We start from the raw sequence: 16,950 nt of genomic DNA, 5'->3' as shown, positions 1-16,950 counted from the left end.
GGGCACTAGCGTCAGTGTCGTGAAGGAAACCAAAGCGACAGCCGCGATGCTGACCACCGTCGTCCTCTGGGCGTCGGCCTTTGTGGCGATCCGGCATCTGGCCGACGCGTTCACGGCGGGCAGCCTCGCCCTCGGCCGGCTCCTCGTCGGCTCGCTGGTGCTGACCGCCATGGTGCTCGTCAAGCGCAGCGCCATGCCCCAGCGCCAGCACTGGCCGCGGCTCATCGCGTGCGGTGTGCTGTGGTTCGCGCTCTACAACGTCGCTCTCAACGAAGCTGAGCGGATGGTCGACGCGGGCACAGCGGCCATGCTCGTCAACATCGGGCCGATTCTCATCGCCCTGCTCGCCGGGGTATTCCTCAAAGAGGGCTTTCCGCGCAACCTTCTGCTCGGCAGCCTGATCGCGTTTAGTGGCATCGTCCTGATTGGACTGTCTACGGGCGGTGGTCAAGCGTCGAGTTGGTGGGGTGTCTTCCTGTGTGTCGTGGCCGCTGTCGCCTACGCGGTGTCTGTGGTGCTGCAGAAGCCTTTGCTGGCAGACCTTCCGGGCTTGACGATCACGTGGATCGCTTGTGTCATCGGCGCCATCGTGTGCCTTCCGTTCACACCGACGCTGGTGCGTGAGGTCAGTGCCGCGCCGCCGGACGCCCTGTGGTCGGTGGTTTACCTCGGGGTGATGCCGACCGCTGTCGCGTTCACTACGTGGGCTTACGCTTTGGCTCGCACGACGGCTGGGCGCCTGGGCAACGCGACCTTCCTCGTGTCACCGGTCGCCATTCTCATCGCCTGGCTGCTGCTCGGCGAGACGCCCGCGCCGCTGGCTTTCGTTGGCGGTGCCCTGTGTTTGGCCGGTGTCTACTTCGCCCGGAGGAAGTCATGACCGCGCAAACTCTGGCCCGGCTCGCGGGACTGCTGGCCGACAGCACGCGGGCCAGCTTTTGCTTGGCACTGCTGGACGGCCGGGCGTGGACCTCCGGCGAACTCGCCAAGCACGCGGGCGTCGGCAAATCGACCGCCAGTGAGCACCTGAGCTTGCTCGTTGACGGCGGCCTGCTCAGTGAGGAACGCCAAGGGCGGCACCGTTATGTGCGGCTGGCAAGCCCGGAGACGGCGCATCTCATCGAGGAGCTGGTCTCCTACGCCGACGGTCCGCCAGCGGCAAGTGTCACGTCGCTGCGCGAAGCGACCGCGATGGCGGCGCTCGCCCGTGCGCGCACCTGTTATGACCATTTGGCGGGGCGCTTCGGAGTGACTCTTTTGGGAGCGCTCGAATCGCAGCGGCTCATCGAGCGGAATCGGGGCTTGTCCTTGAGCGATGCTGGCCGCGAATGGTTCGCGAGCCTGGGCATTTCGCTTGAGCCTGCCGGACGCCGGCCACTGGTGCGGGACTGTCTGGATTGGACAGAGCGCCGCCCGCACCTCGCCGGGCTCGCCGGCGCCGCGTTGTGCGGGCGCTTCTTTGAGCTGGACTGGATCGAGCGCATCGGCACCGGCCGCGCGATCCGGGTCACCGCGGCCGGCCAGCGAGGCCTCGAAGCCGCGCTCGGGATGAACCTCCCCTCCTGACCAGCCGGTTAGGCGAGTGGGCCGAGAGCTAACGCGGCCTTGGCGATCAGGTCACGTAAACCCGTGCGCCGCATGGCGGTCAGGCGACTGACACGTAACGCCATCGCCGCGACCCGTTGTGACGGCTTGCGGCGCTCGCGATCGTAGGCGGCCAAGCCGGCCTGAACGTTAGGAGCGGTCGTCAGGCAGCGCGCTAAGGCAGCACCGTCGATGAGCGCTTGGCATGCGCCCTGCCCGAGATCTGGTGTCATCGCGTGTGCGGCATCGCCTAATAGCGCGACGTTGCCCTCCACATAGGACTTCAGTGGCGGGTCCAGGTATTGCAGATCATGGTGCAATAGGTCAGCCGCCGTGAGCTGTCCCAGGATCGCGGGGATCGGATCGGGCCAGGAACCGAAGTGGTGCTTGAGTTCGGCTAGGTCGTCAACCACCTGGTACCCGGCCGGCATGTGAAGCACCGCGTAGAAGTTGGTGCGGCCCGGCTCCTGCGGCGTCACGCCAAACTTCTTGCCCACGCCCCAGATTTCGCCTCCGGCCGGGATGTCACCATCGACCGTTCCGCGCCACACGGTCCACCCCGCGTACCGCAAAGTCGCTGCCGTGCCGAATACCTCTTGGCGAACGCGGCTGCGAATCCCGTCAGCCCCAACGACAACGTCATAGTCGCGCCGCAGGGCCGCCAGCTCGGACACGTCGCTGCCGAACTTGACGATGCCCTCCGGCAGCGCCCCGGCGAGCAAGCCGAGCAGGGCCGGCCTGGACAGCAGGTAGACCGGTTCCTTGAGTTTGGTGACGTCGATCTTTCCGATGACACTGCCGTCTGGGCGGCGGATAGTCCCGGACGGTTGCCGCATCCCACGTCGCCTGGCTAGCGCGCCAAGGCCCAGCTCATCGAGCGCGTGCAGGGCGGCCGGCCAGATGCCCAGGCCCGTGCCGGTTTCCGGCAGCCCTGCCGATCGCTCGAACACGGTGGTTTCCCAGCCAGCTTGACTCAGCCCGATGGCCGTCGCGAGGCCACCGATGCCGCCGCCCACTATCGCTACTCTGGTCATGCCACCAGCGTACTACACCTGTAGTGAGCTATGCCTCGCAGTTGACGGCCGACGTGCCATCGGGACCAAGGTCGCAGTGATCGAACCCAGCGTCGCCATCGATCTGGTCGGCGCCAGAGTCGCCGTAAAGCCGGTCGTCGTCTGCGCCGGGAATCGGGCCACGCCAGCCCATGTTGCCGAACACCACATCGTCGCCACCGAAGCCGTGCACTTCGTCGTTGCCGATATGCCCGTCGAGGCGGTTGCCAGCTTCGCTACCCGTGAGTTTGTCGTCGCCTGTGCCACCGCTAAGGTTCTCCACATCGCTAGCGATGGTGTCGCCTTCGCCTGCCGCGCCATCGTTTCCGGCCGCGCCGTCCAGACTGGCCTCGATCCGGACGCTGTGGGTGTAATAGGTAACCCAGTCCGATCCGCTTCCTCCATTAAGGACATCGGCGCCGCGGGAGCCTGACTCGCAGTCGCCGGCGAGCCAGTCATCGCCGCCCAGGCCGTTCAGCACATCGTTGCCACCGCAGCCCCACAGGAAATTGCGGACCGCGCTGCCGCTCAACGTGTCGTTGAACGGGCTGCCCGACAAGTACTCCACGTCAGAGCCGATGGTGTCGCCCTCCCCCGGCATGCCGTCATCGCCTGCCACCCCATCGATGTCGGCGATCACGCCCGCGGGATGCGACTCGTAGCTGACCCTGTCCTCGGCACCGCTTTGCCCCGCGAGCTGATCGGCATCGGTGCCGCCGTCGAGCACGTCATCACCGTTCCAGCCGAAGAGGCGGTCCCTTCCCGCTTGGCCAAACAGTTTGTCTTCGCCGTCGCCGCCCCACAATTCGTCGTCGCCTACGCCGCCGAAGATCTGCGCGTTAGCGTTGGCCCAGTAGTCGACGCGGTCATTCGCGCTGTTGACGTCGATCTTCACGTAACTGACCAGTGCCGGCGCGCAGTGCACAACAGTCAGGTCCGATGTGGACGGATGAAAGCATCCCGCCCCGGCCTGGACGCCGGAGATGTCGTCAAAGACATACACCGCACCCACGGAGCGGACCGTCAGGTTGTTCACGTAACCAGTGCCGCCCAGGAAACTGATGACCGAACCGCTGACCGACACGAGATTCCCGTTGGCGAAAGCCGGTTTAGCGATCAGGAAGGTGCTGGCGATAACCACGCTGACAATCAAGGGCAACCGTCTCATGGGCGAGACCATAAGGGCGGCGGTAGTGTCTATCCAATGCCTGTGGGGACAGTTCGACAGTTGTGTCGGTATCCAGTCAAATCAATGCTCGGGGAACAGCTTTCCGCCGCTGAGATCACCTCGCGGGGCATCGAGGGCGACCGCCGGCTGGCCCTGATCCAAACCACGACCGGAAAAGTGGTCAGTGCCAAGCATCCGCGGCTGTGGGAGAAGATGTTGCAGCTGCACGCCTCCAGCGACGGGAAGATCACCGGACCTGACGGGAAGGTGTACGGGACGGATGAAGAGCTGTCCGCTTTCCTGGGGCAGCCGGTCGTGCTCACGGACACCCCGCCTGACGATCCAACCATCGACCGGGAAAGCCCCGATGACGGACAGTTGCGCGAAAGCCACCTGCCACCGGGTGCCTTCTTCGACTTCGCCGCGCTGCACCTCATCACGACGTCCACCCTGGACAGTGTGCCCGCCGACTATCGCCGGTTTCGGCCCAATCTCGTCCTCGACACCGCCGGGGCGGGATTCATCGAAAACGCCTGGGTGGGAAGGCAATTGCACATCGGAGCTGACGTGATCATCAAGGTTATCGTCGTGACACCGCGCTGTGCCGTGCCAACACTGGCTCACGGCGATCTGCCACGAGACCGGATGACCGTCCGCCGGCTCAACGAGAAGAACCGCGTCGTCCCGCTGGAGCAGCTCGGGCCACAACCGTGTGCGGGGGTTTACGCGCAGGTGCTCGCGCCGGGGACGGTCCGGTTAGGAGACGAGGTCAGGCTGTGAGAAGGCCGATGCCGAGCGTGATAGTGCCGATGGCGAGGCTCGCCGCTCCCAGCCACAGCACGATGTAGGCCTTGTTGGGCTGGGTCACGCCCTTGCCCGCGGAAGAGGCGAAGAACCCTGCGGACATCAGGATCGCGGCCAGCGGCACACCTGCTCGCGCGACCCAGCCGGCGAACCCGGTCAGGTTCGTCGCATCGGCCAGCACAAGGCAAATGAGGCCCAAGGTGACGAGCACACCGGCGTGCGCGTGCCCCGCTCGCGCGAAGGCTTTCTGGAAGTCGGTCATGGGCACCTGACCACGCACGATCTTGGTCATGAAGTAGCCGCCGAATTCAATGGTCACGATGGTTAGCAACACGATGCCGGCGATGATCCGGCTTGACTCACTCAAAACGATAGGGGCCATGATCACAGACTAAACGCCGTGTCACGTGGGCACTGGCAGAGTGGCGAAGCTCTCGCACCGGACTTTGCGGTTGCGTTCTTTGATCCAATAGGCACACACGACGACGGTTCCCGACTTGGTGACCGAGCCGGGGATCGGGCCGAACCAAAGGTTCTCGAAGTCTCGTTCCCGTTGCACGCCTTGATAAGGATCGTCATAGCGGCTCATGATCCAGGCGGTGACCAGAACACGCAGCTCATCGGGAGGCGCCTCGCGCGCCACCCACGCGTCTAGCCGGTCGAGGAAACCCTCCAGTTTCCACGTGTCGAGGTCAGGCACCCCGGGCTAGCCTCCCCTTGATCAGTTCTGGACTGTCGGCGCTGAGTGGTTCTTCTTGCCTGAAACCCACCTGGGACAGCCACCGCGTGACGGCGGCTGAATCCAGCCGGACATCATCGTCATCATTATCCACCAAGGCGCTGGCTTGGAAATAGTCCCGCATCCATTCGCGTTCGATCCGGACGGTCCCCTTAGGACGGCGGGACTTGTCAGCGGTCTGCCACGGCGTCTCACCGTGGGTCAGAATCTCCAGATCATGGCCGGATAATCCGCCGTAACGGCTCAGCACATAACCGACGGTGTTCAGCTCCGCCTCGGAAAGCTGGAGGTGCGAGCCGGTCAGCACCCCTTCCTTCTCGTCCTTCCACAGCTCACCGACGACCGGGCCCATGTCCCAGGCCGAAATGGACTCGGTGAACAGTGGCTCGTCGAAGGCCGCTAAATGGTGACCCTGACAGTAATAGAGAAGTTTGTGCAGCTTCTTCGTTGCCAGGCCGGGAAGCCGCTCCCTAAGGGCGGCAGCCACGTCACGCGCTGAGGCGGTCATCCAAAGAGGATACCGAGGTTTCCGGGTGCCGAGCGTGCCGTAATGGCGACGCCAACGCCGCTATAGCGGACAGCATCATTCCTGCAATTGCTATCCACAAAGTCCCTCGATAACTGGTCTGCTGCACCAGCCACCCGCCGATCGGGGCGCCAATTGTCAGCATTCCCCAATTGAGCGAACGGATGGTGGCGTTCATCCGTCCCTGCAACCGATCGGGCGTCACGGCCTGGCGGTAACCCATCGTGTGCGGGCCGCTGAGCCCGAGCGCGACCCACACCACGAACTGTGACACGGCGACCATCGCCCAGCCGGCGAAGCCCGAAACCGCAAGGGCGGCAACGGACCAGCCCAGCGGTTCGAGGGTGCGTTCAGCCATGACGAGCCTCCCGACACCGAACCGCCCGGCCACGGTCGACACCGCGTTGCCAACGACGGCTCCCACGCCACCGATCGCGAGCACGATGCCCAGGCGGAAACCGGCTTCCGCCGCCGACAGCCCGGGCTCTAAGCCATGCAGCACAAAGAGAGTGAACGCGACGGAAGCCGTGCTGGCGAAGAGAAACCTCAGATGCAACGTGATCGCGTAAGGCGCCAGAATCCGGTGCCCGTAAACCCACGAAAGCCCTTCGCGCAGTTCATTTATCAGGTGGCGCTCAGTGCGCTGTGGGGCCGGCTCGGCGACCTTGACGCGCGCGAGCAGAACACCGGAAACCAAATAGGACACCGCATCCGTGAACAAGGCGACCGGCACACTGGACAGCCGGATGATGGCTCCAGCGAGGAACGGCCCGGTCGTCTGCGCGAGATAGGAACTCAATTCCAGGCGGGCGTTGGCTTTTGGCAGAGCGTCCACCGGCACCAGCCGTGGCAAGTAGGACTGATGGGCCGCCTCGTAGAGCAGCGACATCGTCCCGAACACGAAGACAAAAACGATCAGCAGCCAGAAGCTGAGCCATCCAGCGACGATCAGCAGAGTCAGCAAGCTGAGCAGGACAAAGCGGCCGAAGTCCATGCCGACCAGGACGGGCCGCCGCCGGTGCCGGTCGGCGAACACGCCGGCGATCAGGCCAAACAACAGGTATGGCGCGTAGCGCGTGCCGGTGATGAGACCGAACTGAGCTTCGGTCACCTGGAGCGTGAAGGTGGCGACCAGCGGCATGGCGACAGAGGTGAGATAGGTGCCGAACGACGAGATCGTGTCCGACACCCAAAACTTCCGGTACCCCGGATGATCCGCTAGCCGCGCCATCCGGTGACCTTACCGTCTGCTAAGGCGTCCGCAAATGGTTCCTGGCAAGGCGCACGACGCCGACGTGTAGGCAGTTGGTACACGAGGCGGCGAGCAACGCAGCCAAGGGCCGTTCGCGGCGCTTTACACGCCTTCGCTGCGGCCGAGGCGCCAGTAGCCCATGAAGGCCACGCTTCGCCGGTCGAGGCCGCGCTCGCCGACGAGGTGACGGCGCAGCGACCGGATCACGCCAGCCTCGCCGGCCAGCCAGGCGTAGACCTGCTTATCGGGAGCGGGCTCATCTGGTACCTCCCAAAGGATTTGCTCGTCGACATCGACATCCGGAAGCTCGCCGGCGGCCTGTTGCGGCACGAGCCTCGCGGCGGCCGCCGTCAGCGCGGGCACCAAGGCGCTGCCGTGAACCGCGCCATCGCGGGCGAGCCACTCGATTTTGATGCCCACGGGAGCGGTCAGGTCAAGGAAATCGCCGGGCTCCGGAACCTCAAGGATTACCTCGCCTGAGATGTCCCTCGGCAGACACTCCAAAATGGACGCCACCGCTGGCACGGCGGTCTCATCGCCAGCGATCAGAATCGTCGTCGCGCTGGCGGGCAGCCGGAAGTCAATGCCGCCATGCGGTCCGCCGAAACGGGCGTCCGGGCCCAGCAATGCGAGCTGATCGCCCACGGCCACATCGCGCACCCAGACCACGGCTGGGCCGTCGCCACCCGGGTGCACGACCATGTCAATGTCCACTTCGGACACCTCCGGCCGGACCGCTCGCACGGTGTAGGTGCGCACCGGATTGCGCTGTGATTCAGGCAGTGCACGCCACTTCTCATGCCAGTCCAGGCTGAACGGGAACGACGCCAGGCCACTTTCCGGCAACGGGAGGATCAGCTTGAATCGCTGGTCAAACCCGTTGTCCGCGAACACCTTCAGGTCTTCGCCGGTCACTGTCACGCGCAGGAACGATCGGCTCAGGCGCCGCAGCCGTGCGACTTCCACATCGAAGAACCGCCAGGGCAGGATCATTTGCTTCCTCCAAGGGTCCGCGACCGCCAGAGCAGCCAGACAAAATAGGGGGTACCAAGCAAAGCCGTCACCAAACCCGCGGGAATCTGTGCCGGCGCGATGACCACGCGCCCGAGAGTGTCCGCGAGGCTGACGAGGATCGCGCCGATCAGGGCTGCCGTTGGCAGCACATGGGAATGCCTGGCGCCCACGAGAGCACGGGCGGCATGCGGCGCGACGAGGCCAAGAAACCCCACCACACCAACGGCTGACACCGCCGTGGACGTCAGCAGCGCCGCGCCGATGAGGGTCAGCAGCCGCACCTTTTCAACAGAGACCCCGAGCACGCGTGGGGTGTCGTCATCGAGGGAGAGCAAGTCAAGCTCACGCGTTCCGAGCACGAGCAGTGGCGTGAGCACGAGCAGGGCTATGGCGACCGGCAGCACCTGCGCTGGCGTGCGGCCATAGGTCGAGCCGGACAGCCACGTCAGTGCCTTGCCGGTGTTCCACGGGTCGGACCCGACGATGATGAACGTAATGATGGCCATGCCACCGGACCAGAAGCCGATGCCAATAAGCACGAGCCGGTCTGAGCTAAGCCCGCCACGCCAGGACAGTCCGTAGACGATCGCGAAGGCGATGAGGGCGCCCGCGCCGGCCGCCATGGACATGACGCCGATTCCGGCCAGCGGCACGAAGGTGATGAGCCCTACCGCGCCGACCCCGGCACCCGCTGTGATACCTAGCAATCCCGGCTCGGCGAGTGGATTGCGGCAAACCGCTTGCACGACCGCACCAGCGATCGCCAGCGCCGCACCGGAGAGCACGGCCGCCGTGACGCGGGGATAACGCTGGTCTAGGACGTAAGTGATAGCCCGGCCGGTCTTGCCCTGTAGCCAGTTCATCAGGTCGCCCGTGAGCAGCCAGGTGTCCCCGGCCAGCATCCCGGCGACAATCGCTCCACATAGGACGATAACGCCAGCCACCATCGCGATGAGGAAAAAGCGCCGTGACCTGACCGTCGCCAGGTGTCCCGAGGGCGCCCGGCGCGTCGGGCCGGAGTCGCGAAGCTGGCGGGCCAGCCACACGAGCACGATCGCACCAAGGATCGTGGTGACCACACCGGTCGGAATGTCCACGCCGCCTTGGCCACCCATCACCATGCGCAGCACGATGTCGGCACCGAGCACGATGGCGACACCGGCCAATGCTGACAGCGGAATGAGCACCCGGTGTTTGTGCACGGCGGGAAGCCACTTCGCGCACAGCCTCACGATGACCGGTGCGCACAGGCCGACAAAGCCAACGGGGCCAACAAGAGTGACCGCCGCGGAGGACAGGAGGACCGCGATCAGGATCACCTGGAACCGAGTGCGGCGGACCGCCACGCCAAGTGTCGCGGCGGTGTCATCGCCCAGCGCGAGGATGTCGAGCTTGCGTCCCATGAACAGAAGCAGCGCGATACAGGCCAGCACCACGGGTGCCATTTGCCGCACGCCCTTGAGGTCGGTCTGCACGAGCGAACCGTTGCCCCACGCGAAAAGTCCCAAGGTCTCCTGCTCGAACAGGAGCATCAGCACCATCGTCAGCGAGCTGAGCGCCAGCGTGATCGCCGACCCGGCCAGGATGAGCCGGGTCGGGCCCGACGTGCCGCCCGCCGAAAGCAGCATGACCAAGCCGGCGGCTGCCAGCCCACCAACGAAGGCGAGCGCTCCGGAGGAGAACACAGGGAGCGCTAGCCCGGCCACCGCCGCGATCACCACAGCCAAGTGCGCACCGGCATTGACGGCGAGCGTGTCCGGAGCCGCCAAAGCGTTGCGCGCCACGGACTGGAAGGCCGCGCCCGCGGCACCGAGGGCCAGGCCGATGGTTAGCCCGGCGAGCAGCCGCGGCACGCGTGACGCGACGAGGATGCGCGCGGCATCCTCGTCGCCGCTGCCCGCGAGCAGCCCTAGCAAATCGGCCGCGCCGATGCTGGAAGTGCCCTGGGTCAGGTGGACCGCCGCCAAAGCCAGCACGAGAAGTCCGGTGAGGACAACGGCACCGGTCACGCGCAACTTTGGCAGCGGCCGCGTCATTTCGCTCAAGAGCCGTAAACCTTCAGCAGCTCGTCGAGGTACTGCGTGCAGGAAGCCGGTCCGCCGAACGTCCAGATGCCGTTGGGCATCTTGTGCAGCTGCTTGTTCTTGACGACCGTCATCGAGTCCCAGATCGCGTTGCCCGCAAGGCCATCGGCGAAGACATCGAGACCATCGGAAGCGTTGTAGAACCAGTGCAGGTCGGTGTCCTTGAGCACGGCGAGGCCCTCAACGTCGGTGGCGCCCAGGCCCCACGCCTTGTCCGTCTCAGCGGTCCACGCGTTCTTCAGGCCGAGCTGAATGCCCAGCTGGGACACCAGAGCGCCCTGGCCGAACATGCGGATGGAGATCTTGCTGCCATCTTTCCAGCCGTCAGCGATGGCAAACGGCTTGCTCGCCTTGCCCGCGGCGGCGACCTTCTGCTTGCCAGCGGCGAGCGCGGCGTCGAACTCGCCCAGAATCTTGGTGGCCTCACTGGTCTTGCCGACCGCGGTAGCGATCATCTTGAAGTCTTCGCGCATCCGGTCGAGGTTGCGGGAAGCGTCGCTGCCCTTGGCCACAAGCACGGGCACGATCTTTTCCAGCTGTTCGACCAGGGCCGGGTTGTCGCCCTCCATGACGACAAGGTCGGGCTGAAGCGCCACAACGGAATCCACGCTTGGCTCGTTGCGTGTGCCGACGTCCTTGACCGAAGCGTCGAGCTTCTCGGCCGTCACCCACGTGCTGTAGCCCTTGACGTCAGCGACACCGACCGGCATGACACCAAGCGAGATCAGCATTTCGACCTCGCCCCACTCCAGGCCGACGACCTTCTTGGCCGGGGAGTTGAGCTTGATTTCCTTGCCGCGGCCGTCGGTCACGCTGACCGGTCCAGTGGACGCGCCAGGCTGGCTGTCGGCGGGGGTCTCGCTCGTGCCACACGCGGCGGCGAACGTCGCGGCCACGAAAATGGGCATGGCAAAGCCAAGCAATCGTTTCATCTAAGGGGACTTCCGTTTCTTATCGGGTGGGGGTGAGGTTGTGCCTGCCAATGGCCCGGCAGGTCAGCTGGCCGTCCGGCGATTCGCACTGCACGTCGATCTGAATCCCATAGGTTTCAGAAAGGTGTTGCGGCGTAAGCACATCAGCTGGTTTCCCGCTTGCGCGCACGGAGCCTTTTTGCAACAGCACCAAGTGGTCGGCCACCGCCGCGGCCTGATTGAGGTCGTGCAACACGACCCCGACCGCGACGCCATGGTGATCGGCCAGATCGCGCATCAGGTCAAGGATCTCCACCTGATAGCGCAAGTCCAAGAAGGTCGTCGGCTCGTCAAGCAGCAGAACGCCAGTGTCCTGCGCGAGACAGGTCGCGAGCCACACGCGTTGCAGCTCGCCGCCGGATAGTTCGTTCACGGGACGGTCCGCCATGGTGGCCACCCCCGTGACCTCCATCGCTTTCGCGACGGCGGCGGGGCCGTCCGGATCGTTGCCACGGAAGCGGCCACGGTAGGGGTGGCGCCCGTACCCGACCACGTCGCGCACGGTCACCCCGGCCGGTGTCGGCCGGCTTTGCGCCAGCAGCGTGACCCGGCGAGCGAACTGGATCGCCGACAGGTCCAACGCGGACTGTCCGTCATCGAGGGTGATCTGGCCACTGTCAGGCCGGTGCAAACGGGCGAGCGCGCGCAGCATCGTCGACTTGCCACTGCCATTCGGGCCGATCAGCGCGGTGACTTCACCGCCACGCAACACGATCGTGCCGTCTCGCACGACCTGCTGGTGGAAGTAACTGAGGGATAGACCGCTACCACTCAGCCGAATGTTCGCTTCGCTCCGCACGTGCCTTAGGTTAGCCTAACCTTCCTGCTTGTCAAATCCGGTGTTTGGCCTCCGCCGGACGTTACGAATCCGTCATGATCGGACCAATGGCGCGAAAGTCCGACGAGGAGAAACCAGAGCCGGGGGTACTCCCCCGGATCGTCAAGCTGCTTGCCCCATACAAGTGGTCACTGTTCCTGGTCGCCCTGGCCGTGATCACAGCAGCTGCCCTGACCTCGATCGCGCCGTTCCTCGTCAAAGCCGTCTTCGACCGCGCGCTCTTTCCGCCCGGCGGTCAGCCTGACCTGCGGCTGCTGGGCTGGCTCACCGGCGGGCTGATCGCCATTCCGCTGCTGTCAGCGGCCATCGGGATCGGGCAGAACTACCTGACCAGCAAGGTCGGTAACTCGGCGATGGCCGACCTGCGCAGCAACCTGTTTGACCATCTGCAAAGGATGGAACTGGCGTTCTTCACAGCCACCAAGACCGGAGCGATCCAGTCCCGGCTCGCCAACGACGTCAACGGCGTGCGCACGATTCTCACGAGCACGGCGACGTCGATTCTGTCCAATGTGGTCACCGTCGCCGCCGCGCTGGTATCCATGATCCTGCTGTCCTGGCAGCTGACCATCATCACGCTGATCCTCATGCCGATCTTCATCTTCGTGCAGATCCGGGTCGGCCGCCGTCGTCAGCGGCTGGCGCGCAAGACGCAGGAGTCTCTGTCGGAGATGACGGCGATCACCGAGGAATCCCTTTCCGTATCAGGGATTCTGCTCGCGAAGGTCTTCAACCGCGCCGATGTGGAAAGCTCCCGCTATCGCGAGGAGAACAAGCGCCAAACCAGGCTGCAGGTCAAAGCGACGATGACCGGGCAGAGCTTCTTCGCGCTCGTGAGCTCCTTCTTCGCCATCACTCCCGCGATCATCTACTTCGTCACCGGGCAGATGCTCGGCAGCGGCGCCGCCCTGACCGCTGGAACCATCGTCGCCTTCACCACTTTGCAAGCCCGGTTGCAGATGCCGCTGATGCAGTTGATGCGGGTTTCCCTTGACGTGCAAACATCTTTGGCGCTTTTCAGGAGAATTTTCGAGTACTTGGATCTCGTGCCGGCGATCGAAGAGCGCCCAGGTGCACGCTCCATCGACCCCGCGACCATGCGCGGGACGGTCGAATTCCGGGACGTGTGGTTCCGCTATCCACCGCCGCGTCAGCTGTCTGAGGCGCCAGCCGCGTCTTCCCGCGTGCCCACGGGTGGTCGCGCTGGCGGCCGGTTAGGGCTGGTGTCACCGTCCGTTTTGGAGACGGCGGTGACCGCTGATTCGGCTATCACCGATGAACAGCAAGCCGAAACCGCCATGGCGGACGGGCCTATGGCACCGGTCGCACCGGCCCTGGAGCCGGTGGTGGAGGGTGAACGCTGGGCTTTGTCAGGTCTATCGTTCACTGTCCAACCCGGACAGTTCGCCGCCATCGTCGGCCCCTCCGGATCAGGCAAGACCACGGCGACGTACCTCGTGCCCCGCTTCTATGACGTCAACCGCGGCGCCTGCCTCATCGATGGCATCGACGTCCGGGACATCACGATGGACTCACTGGCCGAAGCCGTGGGCATGGTGACCCAGGAGCCTTATCTTTTCCACGGCACGATCCGCGACAACCTGGCCTATGCCAAACCGTCCGCTTCGCACGCGGAGATCCAGCAAGCGGCCCGTGACGCCAACATCCACGACCGCATCATGAGCTTCGAACACGGCTATGACACCATCACCGGCGAACGCGGCTATCGCCTGTCAGGAGGCGAAAAGCAGCGACTCGCCATCGCCCGCGTGCTGCTCATGAACCCGCGCATCCTCATCCTCGACGAGGCGACCTCCGCTTTGGACACAGAAACGGAACGGCTCGTGCAAGAGGCTCTGGAGCGGGCGACACACAACCGCACGACCATCGCCATCGCTCACCGGCTGTCCACCATCAAGGGCGCCGACATCATCTTCGGCCTCGAAGACGGAAAGCTTGTCGAGCAAGGAACCCACGACCAACTGCTCGCGCGCGGCGGCCTTTACTGGCGCCTCTACACCGAACAGTTCGGCGCGGGTCAAGTGGAAGCCCACTTCGCTGACGGCGTCAAGTTCACCGACGGCGCTGTGCTGTGCGACCACGGGCCGCACGTGCACACCGACGTTCGCGTCTAGCTCAGCGTGATCTCACTGGAGCCGGGCAGTTTCGTGACCAGGTCAGCCCCGCCGAGCTGTGACGGGGTGAAGTAACCGCCTCCGCTGCCGCGGCTAAGCACGATCTCCATGAGGGCGAGTGCTCCGGTGACGGTTATGTCGTACCCATTGGCGGTCTTGACCCTGGCGATTTTGGTTTCTCCCAAGGCGTTTCGGGCCTCGCCCCAAACGTAGACCGGTGTCTTTTCCCGCAATTCGGCGCTCGGCCCGCCCTTGGGCACGCGGCCTTTCATGAAGCTCTGCAAGACGGTCAGTTTTAGGATCGGGCGCAGCAAGTTGACGAGCCGCAAACCGTTCTTCTGCTTGGGTGAAGTCGCGACGTAGACCTCTATGTTGGGGATTCCCGTGGTGTAGAAGGCGGTGGCGACATCGCCCCACGGGATGGCGGGTGCCCACTTGACCCCTTTACCGAAGTCAATCTGGCGGCTCAGACTGCCCATCGGGACCGTGACTATCTTTGCGTCACGGCGCACTTTGCCGCCCGCGCCAAGCGATTCGACGGAGGTCTTGCTGGTGCCCTGAGACATCGGGGAACGCGTGTCGAACCCGAGCGCCAAATGCGTCGCGTCGGGCAGAGCATCGTGCAGTGTCGCGGCCAGACAGTCGGTCGGGATGACATCGAATCCCACGCCCGGAGCCACGACAATGCCTGCTCGCTTCGCCCGCTCGTCTTGAGCATGCGCGTACTCGAATACCGCGATCTCACCGGTGATGTCGAGATAGTGCACGCCTTGCTGAAGGCACGCCTCGATCATGGGCTTGGCCGTGGCGGAAAACGGTCCGGCACAGTGCAGCACGGCCGCGATGCCACTGAGGTCTGGCTGATTGACGTCGAACACCCGGTGCGGCAAGCCCAGCTCGGCCGCCAGCGGCACGATCTTTTCCGCGGACCGTCCTGCGAGCACCGGCTTCAACCCGCGGCGTTCCGCCTCCCGGGCGATCAGCTCGCCGGTGTAGCCATTCGCGCCGTAGATCATCCATTCCGTCATGGGGACACCGTAACCGCCCTTGGCTACTCTTCGGTAGCTTCAGGTTCGGATCGGCTCCCCGGCCCTTTGCAGTGCGCGCTTGACGTCGCCGATGGACACCTCACCGAAGTGGAAGATGCTCGCCGCGAGCACGGCATCGGCACCAGCCTCAACCGCTGGTGGGAAGTCCTCCGCTTTCCCGGCTCCGCCGGACGCGATCACCGGGATGTCGACGGCCGCTCGCACTTGCCTGATGAGCTCAAGGTCAAAGCCGTTCTTGGTGCCGTCGGCATCCATCGAGTTGAGCAAGATCTCGCCCGCTCCCAGGCCGGCCACTTTTGCCGCCCACTCAATCGCGTCGAGTCCCGTGAGCGTGCGCCCGCCGTGGGTCGTGACCTCAAACCGGCCTTCGCCATTGCGCTTCACATCGAGCGACAGCACCAGCACCTGATTGCCGAACCGCTGGGCGATCTCACTAATCAGCTCCGGCCGCTGAATCGCTGCCGTGTTCACACCGACCTTGTCCGCTCCCGCGCGCAGCAGTGTGTCCACATCGGACACTGACCGCACTCCCCCGCCTACTGTTAGCGGGATAAAGACGGTCTCGGCTGTTCTTCTGACGACATCCAGCATGGTGCCGCGGCCCTCAACGCTCGCACTCACATCCAGGAACGTGATCTCATCAGCGCCAGCCTGGTCATAAGCCGCAGCCAACTCCACCGGGTCGCCAGCGTCCCGCAGATCGAGGAAGTTGATGCCCTTGACCACCCGGCCGTTATCCACGTCCAGGCACGGAATGACCCTAACCGCAACACCCATGCCAGCCAGCCTACGCGTCACAACAGTTCGCCCCCTTCCCCCTTTCCCACCATCCGGCCACCCGCCCCCGCCCACTGTCTTCTCACCTTCCCCTGCCCCGCCTTCCCACTTCGCCCGCCCCTTGCCTTCCGCTTGCCTGCCCTCCCGCTGTCGCGTCCCTTGCGCTTGCTCGCCCTTCCCGCTTCGCCCCTTGCTTGCCCTCCCGCCTTCCTTGCGCTGACCCCGCTTGTCGCGCTCGCACCTGGACCTTCCTCTGGGCAACCACTGCCCGCGCCTTCCGCTTGCACTGCTCCCGCTTCGCCCGCCTGGCGCGTTGCTGCTCTTGCGCCTGCTCGGCGGGAGCCGCACACGAGGTTGGCGCGCCTCTGTGCTGGCCGCGCGGACTTGGTCGTGATCCACATCCCCAAACCTGATCCACATCCCTTCCGACGTGATCAAAGTGTCTGTGGATCACGTCTCCAGGGATGTCGATCGCGCTAATGGATGTGGATCTCGATGAAGTTCCTGGCGCGGCAGTCAGCGGATTGCGGCCGAAGGAGTGGCGGGAAGCGGAAGAGGCAAAGGGCCGGCGGGAAGCTAAGAGGGCGAAGGAGCAGCCGGAAGCGAAGCGGGCGCAGGGGTGGCGGGAAGCGGAGGGGGAGGTGGAAGGGGCGAAGAGGTGGAGTGGGACTCAAGCGTGCGGACGGATGGGGCGGTGACGGAAGGGGTGGGGACGGAAGGGGTGCGGACGGAAGGGGTGCGGACGGAAGGGGTGCGGACGGAAGGGATGCGGACGGAAGGGGTGCGGACGGAAGGGGTGCGGACGGAAGGGGTGCGGACGGAAGGGGTGCGGACGGAAGGGGTGCGGACGGAAGGGGTGCGGACGGAAGGGGTGAGGAAGGAAGGGGTGAGGACGCCGCCGATGACGAGGAGGGCGGCGATGAGGTCGGTGGGGTGGAGGGGCTCGCCGAGGAAGAG

At 65.0% G+C, this 16,950-nt stretch carries 16 protein-coding genes and 1 pseudogene; 4 read left to right on the top strand and 13 right to left on the bottom strand.

Features of this window, described 5'->3' with window-relative positions; all coding sequences use genetic code 11:
* Positions 1-19 precede the first annotated feature (19 nt).
* Both A3E1_RS0100090 and A3E1_RS0100085 read left to right on the top strand, forming a co-directional pair.
* The gene (locus tag A3E1_RS0100090; protein ID WP_020518710.1) at positions 20-880 is read left to right on the top strand and encodes a DMT family transporter; all 861 of its coding nucleotides are present in this window, start codon (positions 20-22) and stop codon (positions 878-880) included.
* Positions 877-1,566 (top strand): ArsR/SmtB family transcription factor, encoded by a 690-nt coding sequence (locus A3E1_RS0100085; RefSeq protein ID WP_020518709.1) that lies wholly within the window; start codon positions 877-879, stop codon positions 1,564-1,566. The genes A3E1_RS0100090 and A3E1_RS0100085 overlap by 4 nt, the downstream gene beginning before the upstream one ends.
* Before the next feature lie 8 nt (positions 1,567-1,574).
* Here the strand turns inward: A3E1_RS0100085 and A3E1_RS0100080 are convergent, their stop codons facing one another.
* Together A3E1_RS0100080 and A3E1_RS44215 are read right to left on the bottom strand one after the other, a co-directional pair.
* Complete coding sequence (locus A3E1_RS0100080) at positions 1,575-2,618, bottom strand: FAD-dependent monooxygenase (protein WP_040390296.1); 1,044 nt, start codon at positions 2,616-2,618, stop codon at positions 1,575-1,577.
* A 28-nt stretch (positions 2,619-2,646) separates the two neighbouring features.
* Positions 2,647-3,804, bottom strand: coding sequence for a calcium-binding protein (locus A3E1_RS44215; protein ID WP_020518707.1), 1,158 nt, complete (start codon positions 3,802-3,804; stop codon positions 2,647-2,649).
* Between the two features lie 36 nt (positions 3,805-3,840).
* On the opposite strand from A3E1_RS44215, the gene A3E1_RS0100070 reads away from it, so the two are divergent.
* Positions 3,841-4,584, top strand: coding sequence for an MOSC domain-containing protein (locus tag A3E1_RS0100070; RefSeq protein ID WP_040390295.1), 744 nt, complete (start codon positions 3,841-3,843; stop codon positions 4,582-4,584).
* Here A3E1_RS0100070 and A3E1_RS0100065 read toward each other — a convergent pair.
* The 8 genes from A3E1_RS0100065 to A3E1_RS0100030 all read right to left on the bottom strand — a co-directional run bounded on the left by A3E1_RS0100065 (position 4,574) and on the right by A3E1_RS0100030 (position 11,993).
* Positions 4,574-4,990 carry a hypothetical protein gene (locus A3E1_RS0100065; protein ID WP_026207914.1) on the bottom strand — a complete coding sequence of 139 codons (417 nt, stop codon included), beginning with the start codon at positions 4,988-4,990 and terminating at the stop codon, positions 4,574-4,576. The genes A3E1_RS0100070 and A3E1_RS0100065 overlap by 11 nt on opposite strands.
* Before the next feature lie 21 nt (positions 4,991-5,011).
* Entirely contained in the window at positions 5,012-5,308 is a 297-nt protein-coding gene (locus tag A3E1_RS0100060) for a hypothetical protein (RefSeq protein WP_020518704.1), read from the bottom strand.
* Positions 5,301-5,855 carry a Panacea domain-containing protein gene (locus A3E1_RS0100055; RefSeq protein ID WP_020518703.1) on the bottom strand — a complete coding sequence of 185 codons (555 nt, stop codon included), beginning with the start codon at positions 5,853-5,855 and terminating at the stop codon, positions 5,301-5,303. Before A3E1_RS0100055 ends, A3E1_RS0100060 begins: the two co-directional genes overlap by 8 nt.
* Complete coding sequence (locus A3E1_RS0100050) at positions 5,836-7,104, bottom strand: MFS transporter (protein WP_020518702.1); 1,269 nt, start codon at positions 7,102-7,104, stop codon at positions 5,836-5,838. The genes A3E1_RS0100055 and A3E1_RS0100050 overlap by 20 nt, the downstream gene beginning before the upstream one ends.
* Positions 7,105-7,227: 123 nt before the next feature.
* Complete coding sequence (locus A3E1_RS0100045; protein ID WP_020518701.1) at positions 7,228-8,118, bottom strand: siderophore-interacting protein; 891 nt, start codon at positions 8,116-8,118, stop codon at positions 7,228-7,230.
* Complete coding sequence (locus A3E1_RS0100040) at positions 8,115-10,175, bottom strand: iron ABC transporter permease (protein ID WP_020518700.1); 2,061 nt, start codon at positions 10,173-10,175, stop codon at positions 8,115-8,117. Before A3E1_RS0100040 ends, A3E1_RS0100045 begins: the two co-directional genes overlap by 4 nt.
* 5 nt (positions 10,176-10,180) lie before the next feature.
* A complete protein-coding gene (locus tag A3E1_RS0100035; protein WP_020518699.1) occupies positions 10,181-11,155 on the bottom strand; it encodes an ABC transporter substrate-binding protein in 975 nt (324 codons plus the stop codon).
* A 19-nt stretch (positions 11,156-11,174) separates the two neighbouring features.
* The gene (locus A3E1_RS0100030) at positions 11,175-11,993 is read right to left on the bottom strand and encodes an ABC transporter ATP-binding protein (RefSeq protein WP_020518698.1); all 819 of its coding nucleotides are present in this window, start codon (positions 11,991-11,993) and stop codon (positions 11,175-11,177) included.
* Between the two features lie 86 nt (positions 11,994-12,079).
* Between A3E1_RS0100030 and A3E1_RS48155 the strand changes: the two genes are divergently transcribed.
* The gene (locus A3E1_RS48155) at positions 12,080-14,167 is read left to right on the top strand and encodes an ABC transporter ATP-binding protein (RefSeq protein WP_157631223.1); all 2,088 of its coding nucleotides are present in this window, start codon (positions 12,080-12,082) and stop codon (positions 14,165-14,167) included.
* On the opposite strand, the gene A3E1_RS0100020 is transcribed toward A3E1_RS48155, so the two are convergent.
* From A3E1_RS0100020 to A3E1_RS47835, 3 genes and pseudogenes are all read right to left on the bottom strand, one after another.
* A complete protein-coding gene (locus tag A3E1_RS0100020; RefSeq protein WP_020518696.1) occupies positions 14,164-15,195 on the bottom strand; it encodes a saccharopine dehydrogenase family protein in 1,032 nt (343 codons plus the stop codon). The two genes, A3E1_RS48155 and A3E1_RS0100020, sit on opposite strands and share 4 nt — an antisense overlap.
* A 39-nt stretch (positions 15,196-15,234) precedes the next feature.
* A complete protein-coding gene (gene hisF / locus A3E1_RS0100015; protein ID WP_020518695.1) occupies positions 15,235-15,993 on the bottom strand; it encodes an imidazole glycerol phosphate synthase subunit HisF in 759 nt (252 codons plus the stop codon).
* A gap of 576 nt (positions 15,994-16,569) precedes the next feature.
* Positions 16,570-16,950: pseudogene (locus tag A3E1_RS47835) on the bottom strand (hypothetical protein); the annotation flags it as partial.

Origin of the sequence: Catelliglobosispora koreensis DSM 44566 (assembly GCF_000379685.1) — a bacterium.
Lineage (GTDB): Bacteria > Actinomycetota > Actinomycetes > Mycobacteriales > Micromonosporaceae > Catelliglobosispora > Catelliglobosispora koreensis.
Note: the sequence above shows the minus strand (reverse complement) of the source record. Positions and strands in the feature narration are given on the sequence as shown.